This is a genomic window from Paenibacillus sp. S-38, from assembly GCF_049942825.1.
Lineage (GTDB): Bacteria > Bacillota > Bacilli > Paenibacillales > NBRC-103111 > Paenibacillus_G.
This window is the reverse complement of sequence record NZ_CP187970.1, coordinates 6076977-6094624: the sequence shown is the minus strand read 5'-3', so window position 1 is coordinate 6094624 and position 17648 is coordinate 6076977. Positions and strand designations below refer to the sequence as shown.

The following is a 17648-nucleotide window of genomic DNA, read 5'->3' as shown; positions in this document are numbered from 1 at the left end:
GTATGGAAGCGTACGTACAAGGGCTCGTTTCATTCTATTCGGGAGGGGCGGCTCGTACGACAAGTTCCCGGAAGATCGGCATGAACGGCATTGAAAAAAGCTGATCCTGCAGGAGAAGACTCCTTCGGGCATCAGCCTTTTTACTTTTGATCCGTTCCGCCGCAGGATACCGCTCCAAACGGCCGTAATAGCGCCCGGGGGCTCAGCGGCGGCTGCGGTAGACCCGCTCGGGACGGCCGACCACGCCGTAGGACAGGTCGGCGTACACATCGCCGAGGGAGACGAGGTGCTCGAGATAACGCCGGCCGGTAGAACGGCTGACGCCGATGAGCTTCGCCACGCCCTCGGCCGTCATGCCATCGGGCGTGGAGGAGAGGGCACCCACGACCTTGTCGAGCGTCAGCTTGTCGATGCCCTTTGGGAGCTGGGCGAAGGACGGCGCTTCCGTCTTGTCGGCGCGGGCCAGCAGGCGGTCGATGTCATCCTGGGCGACCTGGCCGCTTCCCGAGCCCAGCCGCTGCAGCTGCCCCTGGTAGTCCCGGAAGCGCAGCAGCGTTTCCTGCAGCCGGTTGAAGACAAGCGGCTTGATGATATAGTCGAAGGCTCCGCTGCGGACCGCTTCCCGGACCGGCTCGATTTCCTTGGCAGCGGTAATCATGATGACCTCCGTGTCGCGGTGATGCCGGCGGATATGCTGCAGAATCTCGATGCCGTTCGAATTCGGGATATAGATATCGAGCAGTACCAGCTGGGGAGCCAGAATCTCGAGCTGTTCCTTGGCCTGACTCTCGTCCGTGGCGATGCCGATGACCGAGAAACCCGGCACCTTTTCGACGAACCGCCGGTTGATCTCGGCGATCTTGGGGTCGTCGTCTACGATCAGCACCGTAGTCTCGGGGGAGGATGGTTCATTCATTGGACGGTACTCCTTTCTGCTCGTGGGCGTGCTTCGGGAGAGCGACGGTGAAGACCGTGCCTCCCGCAGGGTGGGGCTGGTAAGTGATGTACCCGCCGAGCATCTGAACCGCATGCTGGACGAGCGAGAGGCCTATGCCCCGGTCCGCCCCCTCTTTAGTGGAGAAGCCCTTGGCGAACACCGAGCTTCCAGTCTCTTCGGGAATGCCGATCCCGGTATCCTCGCATTCGATGATGAGGTCTTCGCCGAGATCCGTCAGGAACAGCTTCACTCCGCGTCCGGAAGGGTCCCCGCAGGCAAGCACCGCTTCCATCGCGTTGTCCGCCAGGTTGCCGATGATGGTAACCAGCAGATGGCGGTCCATGCCCGGCGGCAGATCCCGGAACGAGCTTTCCCGGTCGATCTCGAAGGTGACCTTCAGCTCCTGGGAGCGGTTGTATTTGCCGATGAGCAGGCCGCCGATCATCGGATCGGGAATCTCGCGCATCAGGAAGGCGACGAGGTTCTGATGGACATCGGATTCCCGCGAAATGAGATCGACCGCTTCCTGGTACGCTTCGAGCTGGATGAGCCCGGAGATCAGGTAGAGCTTGTTGGAGTATTCATGGGTCTGGGCCCGCAGGGCGTCCGCAAACCGCTTTACCTGCGAGAGCTCCTCCGCCAGCCGGTACAGCTCGGACTTGCTGCGGAAGCTGGACACGGCTCCTTCAATCCCGCCGTTCCAGCCTGTGATCGGCACGCGGTTCACAATGACTTCGTGGCTGCCGATGAGCATCTCCTGATCGAACTCGGCTTGTCCCGAAGAGATCACTTCGGTGAGCCGGGTGTTCGGCAGCAGCTCCTGCAGCGGCCGGCCGCGGATGTCGGTATGCTCAGGTAGTCCGAGGAGGCGCAGCGCATACGGGTTCGCCAGCGTGACGACACCCTGCCGGTTCACGGCGAGGATCCCTTCACGGATCGATTCCAGGATCGCCTGCTTCTCTGTATAGAGCGAGCCGATCTCGCGGGGCTCAAGTCCATGGATGGAGCTGCGCACACTGCGTGCGATCAGGACGGCCCCCACAGCCCCGACCACAAGCACGCCCAGCGTGAGCCAGACGATCCGGTGCCTGTAGCTCTCGGTGATATGGCTGATGTCCTCGGTCAGGAAGCCGACGGACACAATGCCGATCACCTCGCCGCTGTCGCTGAAGATCGGCGTCTTACCGCGCAGGGAGGGCCCCAGTGAGCCCACGGCCTTGGACACGATGGACCGGCCCTCGAGCACGGGGCCGTTATCGCCGCCGACCATCTCCTTGCCGATGCGCTCGGGCAGCGGATGGGAGTAGCGGATGCCTGCCCTGGAGCCGATTACGATGTATTCTGCCCCGGTTTTTAGGCGGATGCTCTCCGCGATCGGCTGTAGGACGGTGGAGGGCTCGGGGAGCGTAAACGCTTTCCGGATGTCCGGCACAGCTGCGACCGTTTCGGCTACCTTCAGGGCCCTCGTACCGATTTGCTCTTCCAAGGCGGAGCTCATCAGATAATAGAAGATCCCTCCGAGGCTTACCGTGACGAGAGCCAGCAGAGAGCAGATGACAAGGATAAGTTTGCTTTGCAGACGCATGGATGCTTGGCCCCCTGGTGTGTTCATATGGAATAGGCATGGTCAACTTGCAGATGGGTTTTCGCCAACATTATAACATACATCGGAAGCGGATCCGCTCAGGATAAGACTTGAACATAATGAGCATAATAGGCTTAATGGACGAAATGCGATTAATGCCGTTAAACTTCTCAAAGCCCGAGCAGGGATGATATGATGAAACCGTTAACAAGAAAGCGTATTCAAAAAATGGGGAACAGAGAAAACAGGAGGGTTAACCTATGATGAACCGCATGATAAACAAGGCCTGGAAAGTAACAACGGTAGGTGTTCTGGCAGCAAGCCTTGCAGCCTGTGGCAGTACGGCGAAGCAACCGGCAGCCGGCGGGGATGCGGCACAAACGCCGGCCCAGACGACCTCTAAATATCCTGAGAAGGCCATCACGCTCGTAGCTCCATCCGGGGCGGGCGGCGGCTGGGATATGACGGCGCGCACGATCACCAAGGTGCTCTCCGAGACGAAAGCTGTTGCGAAGCCGATGTCCGTGGAGAACAAGCCGGGCGGCGGCGGCTCGGTATTCATGGCCGAATACGCGACGAAGGATGTCAAAGACGATTACAAGCTCTTCGTCAGCTCCCCGCCGATCCTGATCAACCACATCAAGAAGGAAGGCAACTCGCCATACGGCTATGCGGATACGACGCCGCTGGCCCAGCTTACCAAAGATTACGGCGCTGTTGCGGTAGCTGCGAATTCCAAATACAACGATCTGAAATCGCTGCTTGACGATATGAAAGCCGATCCGACGAAGCTGACGGTGGCCGGCGGCTCCGCTCCGGGCTCCATGGACCACGTTGTGGCTATACTGCCGGCATTCAAGTACGGCATCGATCCGAAAAAAGTGAAATACGTCTCTTATGACGGCGGCGGCGAAGCCGTAACGGCCCTGCTTGGCGGCAATGCCGACGTGCTGGGAACGGATGCATCGTCCCTCGATCAATACGTCAAGGCCGGCAAGATCAAGATTCTGGCCGTAGCCGCGCCGCAGCGTCTTGAGAACATGAAGGACGTGCCGACGATGAAGGAGCAGGGCGTCGACGCGGAGTTCCTGATCTGGCGCGGCATCTTCGGGCCGAAGAACATGAGCGCGGACGCGAAGAAGTACTGGGAAGACACGCTGGCCAAGATGGTCGAATCCGACCAGTGGAAAAAAGAAGTCGCGGCAAACAACTGGCAGACCGATTACAAGAAGTCCGATGACTTCAAGACCTTCCTGGCGGCTCAGGAAACGCAGCTCAAGGATGTCCTGACCGCGCTCGGCATGCAGAAATAACGGCGTATGAAGGTCCGGGGGAGAAGGGAGCAGCTCTTCTCCCCCGGGGCCGTTCAAGACAGGAGTGTGAAGCATGAACAAAACGTTCGACCGGTACGCCGGCATTGTATTCCTCGCGGTCGGAGCCGCTTTTGCGGTCGGCAGCGGGACGATAGCGACCAGCGCTTACGGCAGCAATGTGGGCGCCAATATATTTCCCATGGTGCTCGGCGGGTTCCTTGCTCTGATGAGCATCCGTCTCATCTACGAGACGTTCCGCTACCAACAGCGGGAAAAGAGTAAAGAAAACCTCGATTACAAGCGGTTCGGGATCATCTTCGCCGCCGCTCTGCTCTATGCGTTCTTTCTTGAGGATATCGGTTTCGTCCTCGGCACCTTCCTGTTCCTGATGATCGGCTTTCAGACGATGGAACGCGGAAGGGTCTGGGTATCGCTGCTGATCTCAGCCGCCTTCTCGGTCGGCGTCTATTACCTGTATGTCCACGTGCTGGAAGGATCGCTTCCCGGTTTCCCAGCTTGGTTAGGCTTATCGTAGGGAGGGATTACTGATGGGCACTATCGATTATCTGCTTCACGGCCTGGCTACGGCCATGCAGTGGCACAATCTTCTCTTCGTATTCTTCGGCGTGCTGATCGGCACCGTGGTAGGGGTTCTGCCCGGTATCGGCCCGATGAGCGGCGTTGCGCTGCTTATTCCGATCACGGCTTCCCTCACGGCAGGACTCGGTCCCGAGGAGGCGGCCACGTCTTCGATCATCCTGCTCGCCGGCGTCTATTACGGGGCCATGTACGGCGGTTCGACGACCTCCATCCTGCTTAATACACCGGGCGAATCCTCCTCTGTCGTCACGACGCTTGACGGCTACCAGATGGCGAAGCAGGGCAGAGCCGGCGCGGCGCTGTCGATCGCGGCCATCGGTTCCTTCGCCGCCGGGATCGTGGCGCTCATCGGCTTGATCTTCCTGGCGAATCCGCTCTCGGAGATCGCGATCAAGTTCGGTCCGGCGGAGTACTTCTCTCTGATGGTGCTCGGTCTGCTGGCCATCAGCGGGCTGGCGGGCAAGTCCATGACGAAGGCACTGATGATGACGGCCTTCGGCCTGCTGCTTGCCACGATCGGCATTGACAATGTATCGGGGGTTGCGAGATTTACGTTCGATATACCTGAGCTCTATCAAGGGCTGGAATTCCTCACGGTAGCCGTGGGACTCTTCGCGGTCGGTGAGGTATTCAAGACGATTCTGCACCGGGAGGGCAATGATGGGGAGATCGCCCGGATCAACGGCATCCTGCCGACCAAGCAGGATCTGAAGGATAGCGCGGCTCCGATCGCCAGGGGCTCCCTCCTGGGCTTCGCCGTAGGGCTGCTGCCGGGAGCCGGCGCGATTCTCGCTTCCTTCTTCTCCTACATTATGGAGAAGAAGCTGAGCAAGAACCCGTCGAAGTTCGGCAAAGGGGCGATCGAAGGCGTGGCGGCGCCGGAATCGGCGAACAACGCCGCTGCGGGCAGTGCGATGATTCCGCTGCTGACGCTCGGGATTCCATCGTCCGGCACAACGGCGATTATGATGGGCGCCTTCATCATGTACAACGTGCAGCCGGGTCCGCTGCTCTTCCAGGACCACCCGCAGCTGGCCTGGGGAGTTATTGCGAGTATGTTCGTCGGCAACCTGATGCTCATCATTCTCAATATGCCGATGGTGAAGATTTTTGCCAAAGTCATTGAAACACCTACGAAGTATCTTATACCGCTTATCATTGTCTTCTCCGTCTTCGGCGTGTACGCGGTCCAGTATTCGATCTTCGATCTTATGCTGGTGATGGTCTGCGGTCTGCTCGGCTACTACCTGTCGAAGAATGACTTCCCGCTGGCCCCGCTCGTGCTCGGCCTGATCCTTGGTCCGATGATGGAGAATAACATGCGCCGCGCGCTGACGATCTCCAACGGGGACTTCATGATCTTCCTCCAGAAGCCGATCTCGCTTGCATTCCTGATCGTGGGCGCCCTGTGGATCCTGGTGCCGCTGGTGCTGAAGCTCAGAGGCAAGAACGTGCTTGTCAACGAAGAAGGCTAAGCCGGCCTCTCCTTGCAAAGCATAAGACAAGCGGGGAGGAACATAGGAGTGAAAGTAACAACCGAGGGGAGGGAGTACACCGATGAGCGGAATCGAACCGAGAGCGATCGTGGAGATCAATCAGACGGCGAACCGGTACACATCAAGCATCGTAATCCGCGTGGATAACCGAAGCATCGACGCCAAGAGTATTCTCGGCCTAAGCTTCACGCTGTTCGGCAACCAGAGCTACAAGCTCGAGATTTACGGACCCGATGCGGAGGAGGCCAAAGCGGCGATGGCTGCCGTCTTCGAGAAGCACGGGCTGCAGGTGGAAGTGCTGGAAGGCTGAGTGGAGAGGACAAGGAGCCGCGGCCAAGCGGCGTTCAGGATCCTCGGGCCATGAGCAGGCAGGGCAAGAAGCTCCAAAAAGCTGTCCGAGAGTGCGGGAATGCGCTCTTCGGACAGCTTTTTTTGATTTCACGGATCGTTCCGCATCCAGACTCTACCCTCTGTCCAGCACCAAAAGAAAGCGCGCCGCTCTTCAAGAACGGTGCGCTTTAAGTCCTCCCGGCCGGCGGATTCGGTCTTCCCGGGCCGGTCTGAATTTATTTGCTTTCCTTCAGCTCTTTCAGAGCCTGCTCCACGAATTTGCTCTCGAGCACCTTCGAGGTATCGAGCTTCTTGGTGATTGCGCCTGCGCTGAACAGGAAATCCGCCTGATCCTGATGCGCCTTGGCGAACTCAGGGGTGATCGGCGAAAGCAGCGGCTCGGATTTCTTGAGCACGGTGGAGACGATTTCCTTGTCAACCTTCTTCGTCTTCACGAAGTGATCGGTGACTTCATCATAGTGCGTCGTGTAGTACTGGCGAATCTGTTCGTACGTCTTGAGGAACAGGACGGTCAAGTCCGGATGCTCTTCGGTGAATTTCGTGCGGGCCACGAGGAAGCCGGGCGCAACGACCCCAAGCTCTTCGCCCGAGACAAGGATGGTCGCTTGGCTTTGCACAACGGCCGTAGTGATGTAAGGCTCCCAGACCGACCAGGCATCGATGGCGCCGGTGTCGAGGGCCGGCTTCGCTTCATCGGGCTGCAGCTGGATGATCTTCACGTCGGAGTCCTTCAGTCCGGCCGCCTCAAGTGTGCGGTAGAGGAAGTTATAGGCGGAGCTGCCTTTGGCTACGGCAATTTTCTTGCCGCGCAGCTCTTTGATTTCTTTAATGGTGCTGCCCTTCGGCAGGACAATCGCGTTGCCCTTCTTGCCGTCGCCGGTCACGGCAATCGCTCTGAAGTCGACGCCTCCGGTCTGGGCCGATACGACAGGAGTGCCCCCGACGCTGCCAAAATCAAGGCGTCCGGAAGCCAGTGCTTCGAAGTGCGGCGGGCCGCTGGCGAATTCGTTCCATTTCACTTCAGCGCCCACTTTGGCGAAGGCTTCTTCGAAGAGACCTTTGTCACGGGCATAGGACAAGAGGTTAGTAGAGCCTTGGATGCCCAGGTTGATGACGACTTTCTCTTTGGCTGCACCGCCTGAAGCACTGCCCGCAGCTGCTGCGCCGTTCACGGCTTCCGTTTTGCCGCAGGCGGAAAGCAGGGGGAGAGAGAGGAGCAGAATGCCGGTCAGAGCGGTAAGCCAACGGGTCTTGCGGATGGTCTGGGTTGTCATGCGGAGTGGACTCCTTTCGAATTAGGAAGAATAAGCTGGGCGAACCGGTCGGCAGAAAGACAAAACGGAGACGCATGTGTCCCCGGAGGGGGGGCAGCATGGTCTCCGTTTGTACGGTCGACTCAATTCACTTAAATCTAATTGGTATACTATGGATTGAATCATAGCAAGCGCCGCCGTCCCTGTCAATGGGGAATTTCATTCGGATTCCGGCAGCCGTCTCGGCAGAGGCGGGACAGGCCGATGGGTTCTTGACGCCTATGGAGGGCTGTGCTACATTTTCATTGCCAAGTAGATAGGTTGGATATTATGCGAGCCGATGAGGGGAGAGATGGGCATGAGCATCATTACCGAATGGATATCGTATGGCACGGAGGGAAGGTGGCAGGGCTACGCGGCCCGGCCGGATGTGGAGCAGCCGCTGCCGGCTGTTCTTGTCATCCAGGAGATCTGGGGGGTGGACGAGCACATCCAGGATGTGACCCGCCGCCTGGCGCAGGCCGGCTATGCCGCATTCGCGCCGGATCTCTTCACGGCGGAAGGGCCGAAGCCGCAAGCGCTGGCGCCGGAGAGAGTCGAGAGGGCGAAGCAGTTCCTGAACACGATCCCCCCGGGCGCCTGGCGCAGCCCGGAAGAGCGGCAGACGGCGCTGTCGAAGCTGCCTGAGGCGGAGCAGGCGGAGCTGACCGCATCGCTTGAGCTCATCTTCAGCGCGGGCACTCGGATCCCCGCTTTCACCGAGCAGATCATGGCCACCGCAGCCTTCCTGCGGGAATCCTACGCGCCTACGGCCGGTCAGGGAGTGGCCTCGGTCGGCTTCTGCCTCGGCGGCCTGCTGTCGGGCACGCTGGCCGCGAAGGATCCCGGCCTCCGCGGTGCGGTGATCTTCTACGGCAGCCCGCCGCCGAAGGAGCTTATCCCTGACATCGGCGCTCCGCTGCTCGGCTTCTACGGGGAGCTCGATCCGCGGATTACGGATGAGATCCCTTCGTTTGCGCAGGAGCTGGAGAAGGAGGGCAAGCGCTTCGAGTATCAGATCTACCCGAAGGCACCGCACGCCTTCTTCAATGATACCCGGCCGACCTACCATGTGGATTCAGCCCGGGATGCGTTCGCCCGCACCCTGGCGTTTCTTGGGCGGGTGCTCGCTTAATCTCTTTGATACAAGGCTTGAGGGCCCCCGTCATGCGGATATGGCATGGCGGAGGGCTCTTTTTGGCTGCAGTCCTTAAGCCTGCCCGCCGTTCACCTTACCCTGGGGTTTTACTGGATATCCCTGCCTTCCTAGTACTACTTTAGTTTCAAAGCGGAGGCCCCGCTTTAAATAATAGGTAGAAAGATTCGCAGGTCCGAAGGTGCGGGAATGCGATTCTACACAGGGAGGTGGCTAGTCATGGGAAGCATTAGAGTGGGCATTATCGGCACGGGCTTCTCGGCCCAGGCCCATGTGGACATGCTGCGGAGGCTTCCGGGTATTGAGGTGACTGCGGTAGCGGGTACGGACAGCAGCAAGGCGCTGGAGTTCGCCGAGCGGCTCCGGGTGCCTAAGGCTTATGAAAGCGCGGAGGAGCTCATCCGCGATACGGATATTGATGTGGTGCACAACTGTACCCCCAATGATATGCACTATCCGCTGAACCGGCTCGTCCTGGAGGAAGGCAAGCACCTGCTGTCCGAGAAGCCGCTGGCGATGAACTCGGAGGAGTCCGGCATCCTCCGCCGTCTGGAGCAGGAGCGCAATGTCGTAGCGGGGGTCTGCTTCAACTACCGTCACTACCCATTGATTTCCGAGGCGCGCAAATGGATCTCCGAGCAGAAGTACGGCCGCCCCCACATGGTGATTGGGGAATACCTGCAGGACTGGCTGCTCTTCGACACGGATATCAACTGGCGGCTGGATCCCGAGCGTGGCGGAGCTTCGCGGGCGGTGGCGGATATCGGGTCCCACTGGTGCGATCTCGTGCAGTTCGTGCTCGACAGCCCCATCACCGAGGTGTTCGCGGATCTCAGGACGATCCATCCGGTGCGAACGGACGCGGACTTCAAGGAAGTGGAGGTCCAAACCGAGGACTGCGGCTCGGTGCTCGTGCACTTCGAGGACGGGACGCACGGCATGTTTGCCGTCTCGCAGGTCAGCGCGGGCCGAAAGAACAAGCTGCGCTTCGAGATCAGCGCGCGGACCGCTTCCATCGCGTGGAACCAGGAGCGTCCCAACGAGCTGTGGATCGGCCGGCGGGATGAGCCCAACCAGACGCTGATGAAGGACCCGAACCTGCTGTCCGCGCGGGCCGCCTCGTTCTCGCATTATCCGGGCGGCCATCAGGAGGGCTGGCCGGATGCGCTGCGCAACCTGTTCCATGACTTCTATGAAGCGGTGCGGGAGAAAAAAGAAGGCCTGCCGAAGCGGCGCAACCACCTGTTCGCCACGCTCTCAGACGGCCACCGGATCATGAAGCTTATCGAAGCGATTCTGCTCAGCCACCGGGAGAGGCGGTGGGTGGCGGTGGAAACGTGAGCGGAGCAGGGAGCAGGGCAGCCGAATAAGAAGCAGAAGCAGCCTGATCTGAGCCGGTACCATCCGGCCTTGGATCAGGCTGCTTTATTGCGGTGCCGGCTGCCTTCTAATGAAACGGCTGCCGTTCACACGGCTGCCATCCCGGCAGAAGCGGTTATGACCGGGTGAGCTGCCGGCGGTCCTCCATCTGGGGCGGCTCCTCCATCCAGTTGTTCTTGATCATGAGTCTGCCGCCTTCGACAGCGAAGGAGAAAACGTCCTTGGATAGCGAGGCCATCAGGGCGTGCAGATCGCTTCGCAGGCTGAAGGCGCTGCCGAGCGCATTGCTGCCGAGACCGAAATTGCTGAGGAGCGAGGTGTTATACATCATCAGCTTGTCGGAGAATGGAGAGACGGTGACATCTGTTGCTTTGCCTGCCCAGGGAGCGGGAGCCGTTACATCGCTTTTCATGAGTACGCCGCTCAGTTCCAGAACGATTTTTTTCGCGAGATTCTTGCCCTTGGTGAAATACATTCGAACCTCCGGCTCGGCTGCACCCTGTGCAAACCCGGTCATTAGCTGCATGCCGGTAAGGTTGGTCTCGATAGCCTGGTAAAGGTGGCCGACCTCTACCGTGTTAAGCGAGCGATTGTTTCTGAAAGGATTGAGGCCCCTCATGTAGCTCTTGTCACGGACAAACTCGACCTCGTGGGGCATGGTCACATCGGGCGGATGGATCAGCGTGCCCTGCTCGAGCAGAAGCTCCGTGGTCCGGTCGTAGGTTTCCTGGGACTCCATAGTCAGCCGGCGGTACAGCTGGCGGATATCCGAGCGGTAGGACATGCTGTTGTAGAGGGCGTACAGGCCCGTGAGGACCTTGGACATCATTCTCAGATACATGACCTCGAATACCGGATCGAAGAGGCGCGGCGCATCCCGCGTGACATCCTGTTCGGTAAAGCCCTGCGGGATGACAGCGCCTGCTTCCCCGAAGATGTCCTTGATCCTGGAGATGCCCTCCGATGCCTTGTCCCGGTCATATTTCATGATCCTCGCCGGCTCTTCATCCATCGCCCCTTCCAGAAAGTGGGTGTAGATCTGAAGCATCATCGTTTTCGTCTGGTACGTCATCCACAGCGTGCCAAGCTCCGTGGAAGAAAGCGGTGTGTGCTTCTCTGTCTGCATCTTCTTCGGATGCCTCCTATCCGTTTAGGAATCGATAACCCCAACCGTTTGGCATCTAGTGTAACCTGTGGAAGATCTTCGCATGCGGGATTGGTCTTGCTGGTTCTTGCAGATCGCAGGGCTCCTTGGATAAATTGCGTCAGCTTGTAAGAAAATAGGGTAAGTCGCACGCATGGAGACTGCACTGGGGGAAGGAGGAGCGGCTATCTTTTTCGTGCTGGTTGCACTTATCGCTCTTACTGCCGTAAGGCTGACAAGGAGCTATAGACGCTGGGAACGCTATCTGCCCACGGTGCTGTTTATGATCTTCTGCAGCATGCTCTATTACTTCCTGGTCAGAGGCAGGCTGCTGTGGGAGTATACCCCCGCCACCTGGGTGACGCACTGGGGCGCGGAGCTGCTCCTGTCCTTCGTTGTTTTTCCCTGCACGGTGCTGCTGCTCCTGGACCTTCTGCCGCGCAGCGGCGGAAAGCTCCGGCTGGCGCGGTATCTGCTGAACTGGTCCTTCGTTTATTTGCTCACGGAACAGGTTGCGCTGCAGATGCACTTTATGCGCTATCACCGGGGCTGGAGCTTTGGGTGGTCGGTCTTCTTCGTGTGCACCATGTTCCTTATCCTGTACCTGCACCACCGGTGTCCTTTAGCGGCTTACCTGGCAACCGTGGGCTTGATCGTGCTTTATATGGTCTGGTTCCGGATTCCCTTCCCCATCTTCCTGCAAGCTGTAGAATAAAAAAGGCAGACGGCGCGCTGTGAGGGGAAGACCAAGTGCAGCAGGGCCACGACAAAAAAGGCGGGGACCCTTCCGGGAAGGGTCCCCGCCTCTTTGGCATGCTTTAGTCGTTCAACAGCTTGGCCTTCTCAGCGGCCCGGAAGAACAGGCTGAGCACGATGGCGACTACCGTTGCGAGCGCCATGCCCTTGAGCGTCAGCGGCCCCCACGTGAAGGCCGCTCCGCTGATCCCGATGACGAGCACGACGGTCGTCAGGATCAGGTTCACCGGCCGGCTGTAGTCGACTCGGCCGTCGACCAGAATCCGGATGCCCGAGGAGGCGATGACCCCGAAGAGCAGCAGGGACACGCCGCCCATGACGGGGGACGGAATCGTCGAGATCAGCGCCGCCAGCTTGCCCGAGAAGGAGAGCAGGATCGAGAAGACGGCGGCTCCGCCGATGACGTAGGAGGAGTAGACCCGCGTGATCGCCATGACGCCGATGTTCTCCCCGTAAGTCGTATTCGGTGTAGAGCCGGCGAAGCCGGACAGGATCGTCGAGACGCCGTTGCCCATCAGCGAGCGATGCAGGCCGGGCTCCTGGGACAGCTTGCGGCCGACGATGTTCTCCGTGACCACGAGATGCCCGATGTGCTCGGCGATGACGACCAGCGCAGCGGGCGCGATGACCGCGATGGCGGACCAGCTGAACTGCGGCGCGTAGAAGGTCGGAAGCGCGAACCAGGGAGCGGCGTCCACCTTGCTCCAGTCGACCATGCCGGCTGCGGCGGCGATGGCATACCCGGACGCGACGCCGACGAGGATCGGGATGATCTTCAGGAAGCCGCGGAACATGACGGTACCGAGGATGGTGATCAGCAGCGTGGCCGCTGCTACACCTACCGTCGCCGGATCCGGAGACCAGTTCGCGGGCGCGTTCTGTGCGGGCTTGATGAACCCGGCCATCCCGGCCGCGGTCGGTACAAGCTCCAGGCCGATGACGGCGACGATCGCGCCCATAGCGGCGGGCGGGAAGACGACGTCGATCCAGCCGCTGCCGACGGCCTTCACGAGCAGGCCGACGAGCAGGAAGATCGCCCCGGCGACAATGAAGCCGCCGAGCGCTTCCTGGTACGATCCGGTGGAGAGCACCAGGAAGACCGGCGAGAGGAAGGCGAAGCTCGATCCGAGATAGGCTGGAATCCGTCCCCGGCAGATCAGCAGATAGAGCAGCGTGCCGATGCCGTTCATGAGCAGGATCGTCGCCGGATTCACCTGGAACAGCACCGGAACGAGGATATTGGCCCCGAACATGGCGAACAGGTGCTGCAGGGCGAGCGGAATGCTCCTGGACAGCGGCGGGCGTTCTTCAACTTGAATGACTTGCTGTGACATGTGTGGAATCACCTGACTTTATCGTAGTGTTGGATACGGACAATGAATCTTACTGATTGTACAATTCCTGGGCCCGCTGGACAAGACGGATTTTGTCGAATTCGCGAGGAATTTGCCTGAATTTTTGCATCTGCCACTCTACGAATCCTATTCTCTCGTGATAGAATGATTGTGGTATACAGACAACGAGAGAATGGGAAGGAACAACCATGGGGAACTCAACACGCATTGCGAAAAAGACCGCGGTCATCGCGGCAGCCGCCGCACTGCTGCTCGGCCTTCCGGTGCCAAGCCCGGCGCAGGCAGCCGAAAGTATGGAATGGAAAATCGAGGATCCGGTACTGGAGCAGGCCATCCGGGACGAACTGAAGATTACGGACCGGGCGCTCCAGAAGGAGGATGCCTTTAAGCTGAAATCCCTGTACCCACAGGGGGAAGGGAAGATCGCGTCTCTGGCCGGCCTGGAATGGGCGACCAACTTGGAAGGGCTGTACCTGCCGGGACAGTATATCACGGATATTACGCCGCTGCAGTCGCTGTACCAGCTGGACTTTTTGGCTCTTAACGGTAACCGGATTACTAACATTTGTCCGGCTGCAGGCTTATATAATCTGAGCAAGCTCGTGATCAGCGGCAATGAGATTACAGATATCGGCTGTTTGTCGCGTCTCGAAGGGCTGACGGACCTGCTCGCGGACAGCAACCGGATCACCGACGTATCGGGACTGGCGGACATGAAGCTGCGCTGGCTGAATCTCGAGAACAACCGGCTGACCGACATCACGCCGCTGGAGTTTATGGGGTCGCTGACCCATCTGTACGTCGGGGGAAATGCGCTGAATGACCGCTCGCTTGCCCTGTTGGAGTCATTCCGTCAGTCGGGGATCGCCGTAGACGCGCCGGGGAGTGGACAGACATCGGCTTCGGTTATCTCGGTCCTCCTGGACGACGAGCGGGTGTTCTTCGAGAAAGCGCCAGTTCTGGAGAGCGGGACTACCCTCGTCCAATTCCGGCCGCTGTTTGAGAAGCTCGGATTCACGGTGGAGTGGGAGGCGGGTACACAGACGGTGAGGGCGGAGAAGCCCGGTGTGAAGCTTTCGCTTCAGGTGGGGAACCGGCAGGCTGTGCTGAATGGGACGCCGACGCTCCTTCAGGAGGCTCCACAGAACCGGGAGGGGAATGTGATGATTCCCCTGCGCTTTGTGGGGGAGGCCACGGGCTATTCCGTATCGTGGGACGGGGAGTCGAAGACGGTCCGGCTGCAGAAGCCCTACTGGGCGGTCAGCGATGGAGGAGGCTCGCAGGTTTATGTGGACGGGGACTGGCAGGACTTGACGAGAATGGACAACCAATTCGATCTTTATTTAGTGAAGGGCAACCAGTTTCTCCTCCTTCTAAGTGAGGAAAAAGAAGGGGAAGACGGTGTGGTCCCGTTCGACCGGTACGAGCAGCAGATGCGAAAGGCACTGGCGGATGCCGGCTTGGACACCTCCGAAGCGGCCGCCCCGTTTAAGCTTGGCGGCCTTCAGGCCAGGCAGCTGGAATATACGGCAAAGAACCAAAACACCCAAGCGGAGTACAACGTGCAGCTTACGCTGATTGAAGGAGAAAGTAGATACTACCGTCTCTTGATGGCTGTGCCGGCCGACAGCTCGAAAGGGGTCTCGGATGAATTTGAGAAGATCGTGCAGTCCTTCCAGGAAGTGAAGAGCAGTGAGGAGCTGTTCCAAGAGAAGTTTGGGACATTTTCTCCTGAGGAGCGGGTTGCGGATGCGGCGAAGTACTACCGGGCCATGGGCTTTTTCGCTTCAATGACAGAGCAGCAGTTGGCAGAGAAGTTCCGGGATTTCCACAAGAACTTTGGGGAAGAGCAGGACTGGAACCCTTACTACCCCAAGAGCGTGAACGGCATGCAGGGCGATTTGTATCTGCTCGGGGAAGACGCGGGCCGGGTATGGCTTGAGGATACCGAAGCGGATGTGGGCAAAGGCAACGACGTCTATGTGCAGGCGCTTCAGCGGTGGAGAGAGATCTCGCGCGGGGCGTTCCAACCGACGGATATCGTGGAATCCTGGGGTTCCGAGGAAGGGCCGGTCACGGTCTCGTTTACGTTGAATGGGGAGCGGAAGACCGTCTATCCGCTGTTCTACAATGATTTTATGGACATAGAGATCATTCGTGAGCTGAACCGCATGATCCGGGACACCGGGTATCAGTTCGCCGTCTATGAGATCGACCAGACGGTCTTTGTTACCGTGCTTACACCGGATGAGCAGCGGAAGATGGAAGCGGAACGGTTCCTGGAATTGACGGGCGTTTAGTAGTAAAAAAGGACAAGACCACAATACGGGCAGCCCGTACTGTGGTCTTTCATATCAGAAGAGCAAGGCGGCGGCATCTGAAAACACAGAAACCGCCGTTTTCGATTGTAGGAGGGTTACTCAAGAATTAGGAGGCCAACCTAATTAAAGTGCAATCCAGCCTTTCTGTCCTTCGGAGCCTTGGGCTCTTCCGCCTTAAGCCAGCGCCTTCCGGAACTCCGCCGTCAGCAGCGGCACGACATCGAACAGGTCTCCGACAATGCCGTAGTCGGCTACCTTGAAGATCGGCGCTTCGGCGTCCTTGTTGATCGCGATGATGATGCGCGACTGGCTCATGCCGGCGAGGTGCTGGATCGCCCCGGAGATGCCGCAGGCGATATAGATCTCCGGCGTGACGACCTTGCCGGTCTGGCCGATCTGCAGCGCGTAGTCGCAGTAGCCGGCGTCGCAGGCGCCCCGGGAAGCGCCGACCGCGGCGTTTAGCACCCCGGCGAGCTCCTCGAGCGGCTTGAAGCCGTCGGCGCTCTTCACGCCGCGCCCGCCGGAGACGACGATCTTCGCCTCGGCGAGGTCGACCCGGCCGCTCATCTTGCGCACGACGTCCTTGATGACGGTGCGCAGGGAGGGCGGGGCGTCGTACGCTTCGGCGGTGACCGGCGCCGCGCCGGCCGCCCCGTCAGCCGGCACGATGTTGTTCGGCCGCACCGTCACGACGAGCGGGCCGCCGCCCGTGCGCTTCTTCTGCTCGAACGCCTTGCCGGCATACACCGGCCGGGTGAAGAGCACGTCTGCGCCCGAGCGCTCGATGGCCGTGACGTCGGAGATCTGCCCGGCCTGCAGGTGGGTGGCGGCCGCCGGAGCGAGATCCCGGCCGATGGCCGTATGGCCGAAGAACACCGTGTCCGGCTGCAGCCGGTCCAGCAGGGCGTTCAGCGCCGCGCCGTAGGCTTCCGGGTTGTAGAGTTCGAGCGCGGGGCTGTCGATCACATGGACCGCGTCCACACCCGCTCCGGCCAGCTCTTCCGCCAGGGAGCCTACACCAGCGCCGATCAGCACGGCGGCGAGCCGGTCCCCTTCGCCGCCGGTCCGTCTTGCGGCCTGCACCGCTTCGAAGGTCACCTGCCGCAGCTTGCCTCCGCGGGTCTCCGCCACAATCACATGTACTTTGCTCATCACTTCGTCCTCCTCGGTTGGTTGGATTCCACAGCGGAATTAAAGCGCTTTCGCTTCGGTGCGGAGCAGGTGGACCAGCTCGGCGGCCTGGGCGGCGAGATCGCCCTGCAGCACGCGGCCCGCGCCGCGTTCCGGCGGCTGGCTCAGCGTGACGCGCTCGATGCGCGGAGCGATGTCGGCTTCCGAGAGGCCGAGGTCATCCAGCGTCAGCGTGCGCAGCGGCTTCTTCTTCGCCTTCATGATGCCGGGCAGGGAAGGGTAGCGGGGCTCGTTCAGCCCCTGCTGGGCGGTGAACAGCGCCGGCAGCGCGACCTCCACCGTCTCCGTATCGCCTTCGGCATCGCGGAGTACCGTGGCCGCCGTGCCGCTGACTTCAAGCTTCGTGATCGACGACACGTGCGGGATGCCGAGCAGGCGCGCTGTTCTGACGGCGACCTGGCCTGCGCCGTTGTCGACGGAGAAGCTGCCGCCGAGCAGCAGATCGAAGGCCTGCCCGCCGAGGTGCGCACCGAGAACGCGCGAAAGCCCGTATTCATCGCCGGTGATGCGGCTGTCGTTGATCAGCACCGCTTCATCCGCGCCCATAGCGAGGGCGGTGCGCAGCGCTTCGGCGCAGCGGTCCGGACCGACGGAGAGGACGGTGACCGTCCCGCCGTGCGCTTCCTTAAGCCGGATCGCTTCTTCGACCGCATACTCGTCATACGGATTGATCACGAACTTGACCCCATCCTCGGATACCTCGCCGCCGCGGATGACGATTTTCTCCTCAGTATCGAACGTTTGCTTCATCAATACCACGATCTTCATGGA

15 protein-coding genes are annotated in these 17648 nt (G+C 60.0%); 8 read left to right on the top strand and 7 right to left on the bottom strand.

Going from position 1 to position 17648, the window contains the following annotated elements; genetic code table 11:
* Positions 1-202 precede the first annotated feature (202 nt).
* A complete protein-coding gene (locus tag ACP26L_RS26930; protein WP_426448010.1) occupies positions 203-916 on the bottom strand; it encodes a response regulator in 714 nt (237 codons plus the stop codon).
* Positions 909-2522, bottom strand: coding sequence for an ATP-binding protein (locus tag ACP26L_RS26925; protein ID WP_426448008.1), 1614 nt, complete (start codon positions 2520-2522; stop codon positions 909-911). Before ACP26L_RS26925 ends, ACP26L_RS26930 begins: the two co-directional genes overlap by 8 nt.
* 260 nt (positions 2523-2782) lie before the next feature.
* Between ACP26L_RS26925 and ACP26L_RS26920 the strand changes: the two genes are divergently transcribed.
* From ACP26L_RS26920 to ACP26L_RS26905, 4 genes are all read left to right on the top strand, one after another.
* Positions 2783-3835 (top strand): Bug family tripartite tricarboxylate transporter substrate binding protein, encoded by a 1053-nt coding sequence (locus ACP26L_RS26920; RefSeq protein WP_426448006.1) that lies wholly within the window; start codon positions 2783-2785, stop codon positions 3833-3835.
* Between the two features lie 73 nt (positions 3836-3908).
* The gene (locus tag ACP26L_RS26915) at positions 3909-4370 is read left to right on the top strand and encodes a tripartite tricarboxylate transporter TctB family protein (protein WP_426448004.1); all 462 of its coding nucleotides are present in this window, start codon (positions 3909-3911) and stop codon (positions 4368-4370) included.
* Between the two features lie 13 nt (positions 4371-4383).
* Complete coding sequence (locus ACP26L_RS26910) at positions 4384-5910, top strand: tripartite tricarboxylate transporter permease (protein WP_426448002.1); 1527 nt, start codon at positions 4384-4386, stop codon at positions 5908-5910.
* Positions 5911-5992: 82 nt separating this feature from the next.
* Positions 5993-6241: an HPr family phosphocarrier protein gene (locus ACP26L_RS26905; RefSeq protein WP_426448000.1), complete on the top strand. Its 249-nt coding sequence runs from the start codon at positions 5993-5995 to the stop codon at positions 6239-6241.
* A gap of 256 nt (positions 6242-6497) precedes the next feature.
* On the opposite strand, the gene ACP26L_RS26900 is transcribed toward ACP26L_RS26905, so the two are convergent.
* Positions 6498-7556, bottom strand: coding sequence for an aliphatic sulfonate ABC transporter substrate-binding protein (locus tag ACP26L_RS26900; protein WP_426447998.1), 1059 nt, complete (start codon positions 7554-7556; stop codon positions 6498-6500).
* A gap of 337 nt (positions 7557-7893) precedes the next feature.
* Here ACP26L_RS26900 and ACP26L_RS26895 point away from each other — a divergent pair, with 337 nt between their 5' ends.
* Positions 7894-8709 carry a dienelactone hydrolase family protein gene (locus tag ACP26L_RS26895; protein WP_426447996.1) on the top strand — a complete coding sequence of 272 codons (816 nt, stop codon included), beginning with the start codon at positions 7894-7896 and terminating at the stop codon, positions 8707-8709.
* 240 nt (positions 8710-8949) lie between these two features.
* Positions 8950-10071 (top strand): Gfo/Idh/MocA family protein, encoded by a 1122-nt coding sequence (locus tag ACP26L_RS26890; RefSeq protein ID WP_426447995.1) that lies wholly within the window; start codon positions 8950-8952, stop codon positions 10069-10071.
* A 154-nt stretch (positions 10072-10225) separates the two neighbouring features.
* Here ACP26L_RS26890 and ACP26L_RS26885 read toward each other — a convergent pair whose 3' ends face one another.
* A complete protein-coding gene (locus ACP26L_RS26885; RefSeq protein WP_426447993.1) occupies positions 10226-11236 on the bottom strand; it encodes a DUF3231 family protein in 1011 nt (336 codons plus the stop codon).
* A 172-nt stretch (positions 11237-11408) separates the two neighbouring features.
* On the opposite strand from ACP26L_RS26885, the gene ACP26L_RS26880 reads away from it, so the two are divergent.
* On the top strand, positions 11409-11969 hold the full coding sequence (locus ACP26L_RS26880) for a CBO0543 family protein (RefSeq protein WP_426447991.1): 561 nt from the start codon (positions 11409-11411) through the stop codon (positions 11967-11969).
* Between the two features lie 103 nt (positions 11970-12072).
* Here the strand turns inward: ACP26L_RS26880 and uraA are convergent, their stop codons facing one another.
* Positions 12073-13344, bottom strand: a complete 1272-nt coding sequence (gene uraA, locus ACP26L_RS26875; protein WP_426447989.1) for a uracil permease — start codon at positions 13342-13344, stop codon at positions 12073-12075.
* Positions 13345-13553: 209 nt separating this feature from the next.
* Between uraA and ACP26L_RS26870 the strand changes: the two genes are divergently transcribed.
* Positions 13554-15665 carry a stalk domain-containing protein gene (locus ACP26L_RS26870; RefSeq protein WP_426447988.1) on the top strand — a complete coding sequence of 704 codons (2112 nt, stop codon included), beginning with the start codon at positions 13554-13556 and terminating at the stop codon, positions 15663-15665.
* A gap of 195 nt (positions 15666-15860) precedes the next feature.
* On the opposite strand, the gene ACP26L_RS26865 is transcribed toward ACP26L_RS26870, so the two are convergent.
* Together ACP26L_RS26865 and ACP26L_RS26860 are read right to left on the bottom strand one after the other, a co-directional pair.
* On the bottom strand, positions 15861-16838 hold the full coding sequence (locus ACP26L_RS26865; protein ID WP_426447986.1) for an electron transfer flavoprotein subunit alpha/FixB family protein: 978 nt from the start codon (positions 16836-16838) through the stop codon (positions 15861-15863).
* A gap of 39 nt (positions 16839-16877) precedes the next feature.
* Entirely contained in the window at positions 16878-17645 is a 768-nt protein-coding gene (locus ACP26L_RS26860; protein WP_426447984.1) for an electron transfer flavoprotein subunit beta/FixA family protein, read from the bottom strand.
* Positions 17646-17648 lie beyond the last annotated feature (3 nt).

What these genes read in the sequence shown, in the direction of transcription:
- ACP26L_RS26930 (WP_426448010.1), bottom strand. Translation starts at nt 916, where the DNA reads ATGAATGAACCATCCTCCCCCGAGACTACGGTGCTGATCGTAGACGAC.
- ACP26L_RS26925 (WP_426448008.1), bottom strand. Translation starts at nt 2,522, where the DNA reads ATGCGTCTGCAAAGCAAACTTATCCTTGTCATCTGCTCTCTGCTGGCT.
- ACP26L_RS26920 (WP_426448006.1), top strand. Translation starts at nt 2,783, where the DNA reads ATGATGAACCGCATGATAAACAAGGCCTGGAAAGTAACAACGGTAGGT.
- ACP26L_RS26915 (WP_426448004.1), top strand. Translation starts at nt 3,909, where the DNA reads ATGAACAAAACGTTCGACCGGTACGCCGGCATTGTATTCCTCGCGGTC.
- ACP26L_RS26910 (WP_426448002.1), top strand. Translation starts at nt 4,384, where the DNA reads ATGGGCACTATCGATTATCTGCTTCACGGCCTGGCTACGGCCATGCAG.
- ACP26L_RS26905 (WP_426448000.1), top strand. Translation starts at nt 5,993, where the DNA reads ATGAGCGGAATCGAACCGAGAGCGATCGTGGAGATCAATCAGACGGCG.
- ACP26L_RS26900 (WP_426447998.1), bottom strand. Translation starts at nt 7,556, where the DNA reads ATGACAACCCAGACCATCCGCAAGACCCGTTGGCTTACCGCTCTGACC.
- ACP26L_RS26895 (WP_426447996.1), top strand. Translation starts at nt 7,894, where the DNA reads ATGAGCATCATTACCGAATGGATATCGTATGGCACGGAGGGAAGGTGG.
- ACP26L_RS26890 (WP_426447995.1), top strand. Translation starts at nt 8,950, where the DNA reads ATGGGAAGCATTAGAGTGGGCATTATCGGCACGGGCTTCTCGGCCCAG.
- ACP26L_RS26885 (WP_426447993.1), bottom strand. Translation starts at nt 11,236, where the DNA reads ATGCAGACAGAGAAGCACACACCGCTTTCTTCCACGGAGCTTGGCACG.
- ACP26L_RS26880 (WP_426447991.1), top strand. Translation starts at nt 11,409, where the DNA reads ATGGAGACTGCACTGGGGGAAGGAGGAGCGGCTATCTTTTTCGTGCTG.
- uraA (WP_426447989.1), bottom strand. Translation starts at nt 13,344, where the DNA reads ATGTCACAGCAAGTCATTCAAGTTGAAGAACGCCCGCCGCTGTCCAGG.
- ACP26L_RS26870 (WP_426447988.1), top strand. Translation starts at nt 13,554, where the DNA reads ATGGGGAACTCAACACGCATTGCGAAAAAGACCGCGGTCATCGCGGCA.
- ACP26L_RS26865 (WP_426447986.1), bottom strand. Translation starts at nt 16,838, where the DNA reads ATGAGCAAAGTACATGTGATTGTGGCGGAGACCCGCGGAGGCAAGCTG.
- ACP26L_RS26860 (WP_426447984.1), bottom strand. Translation starts at nt 17,645, where the DNA reads ATGAAGATCGTGGTATTGATGAAGCAAACGTTCGATACTGAGGAGAAA.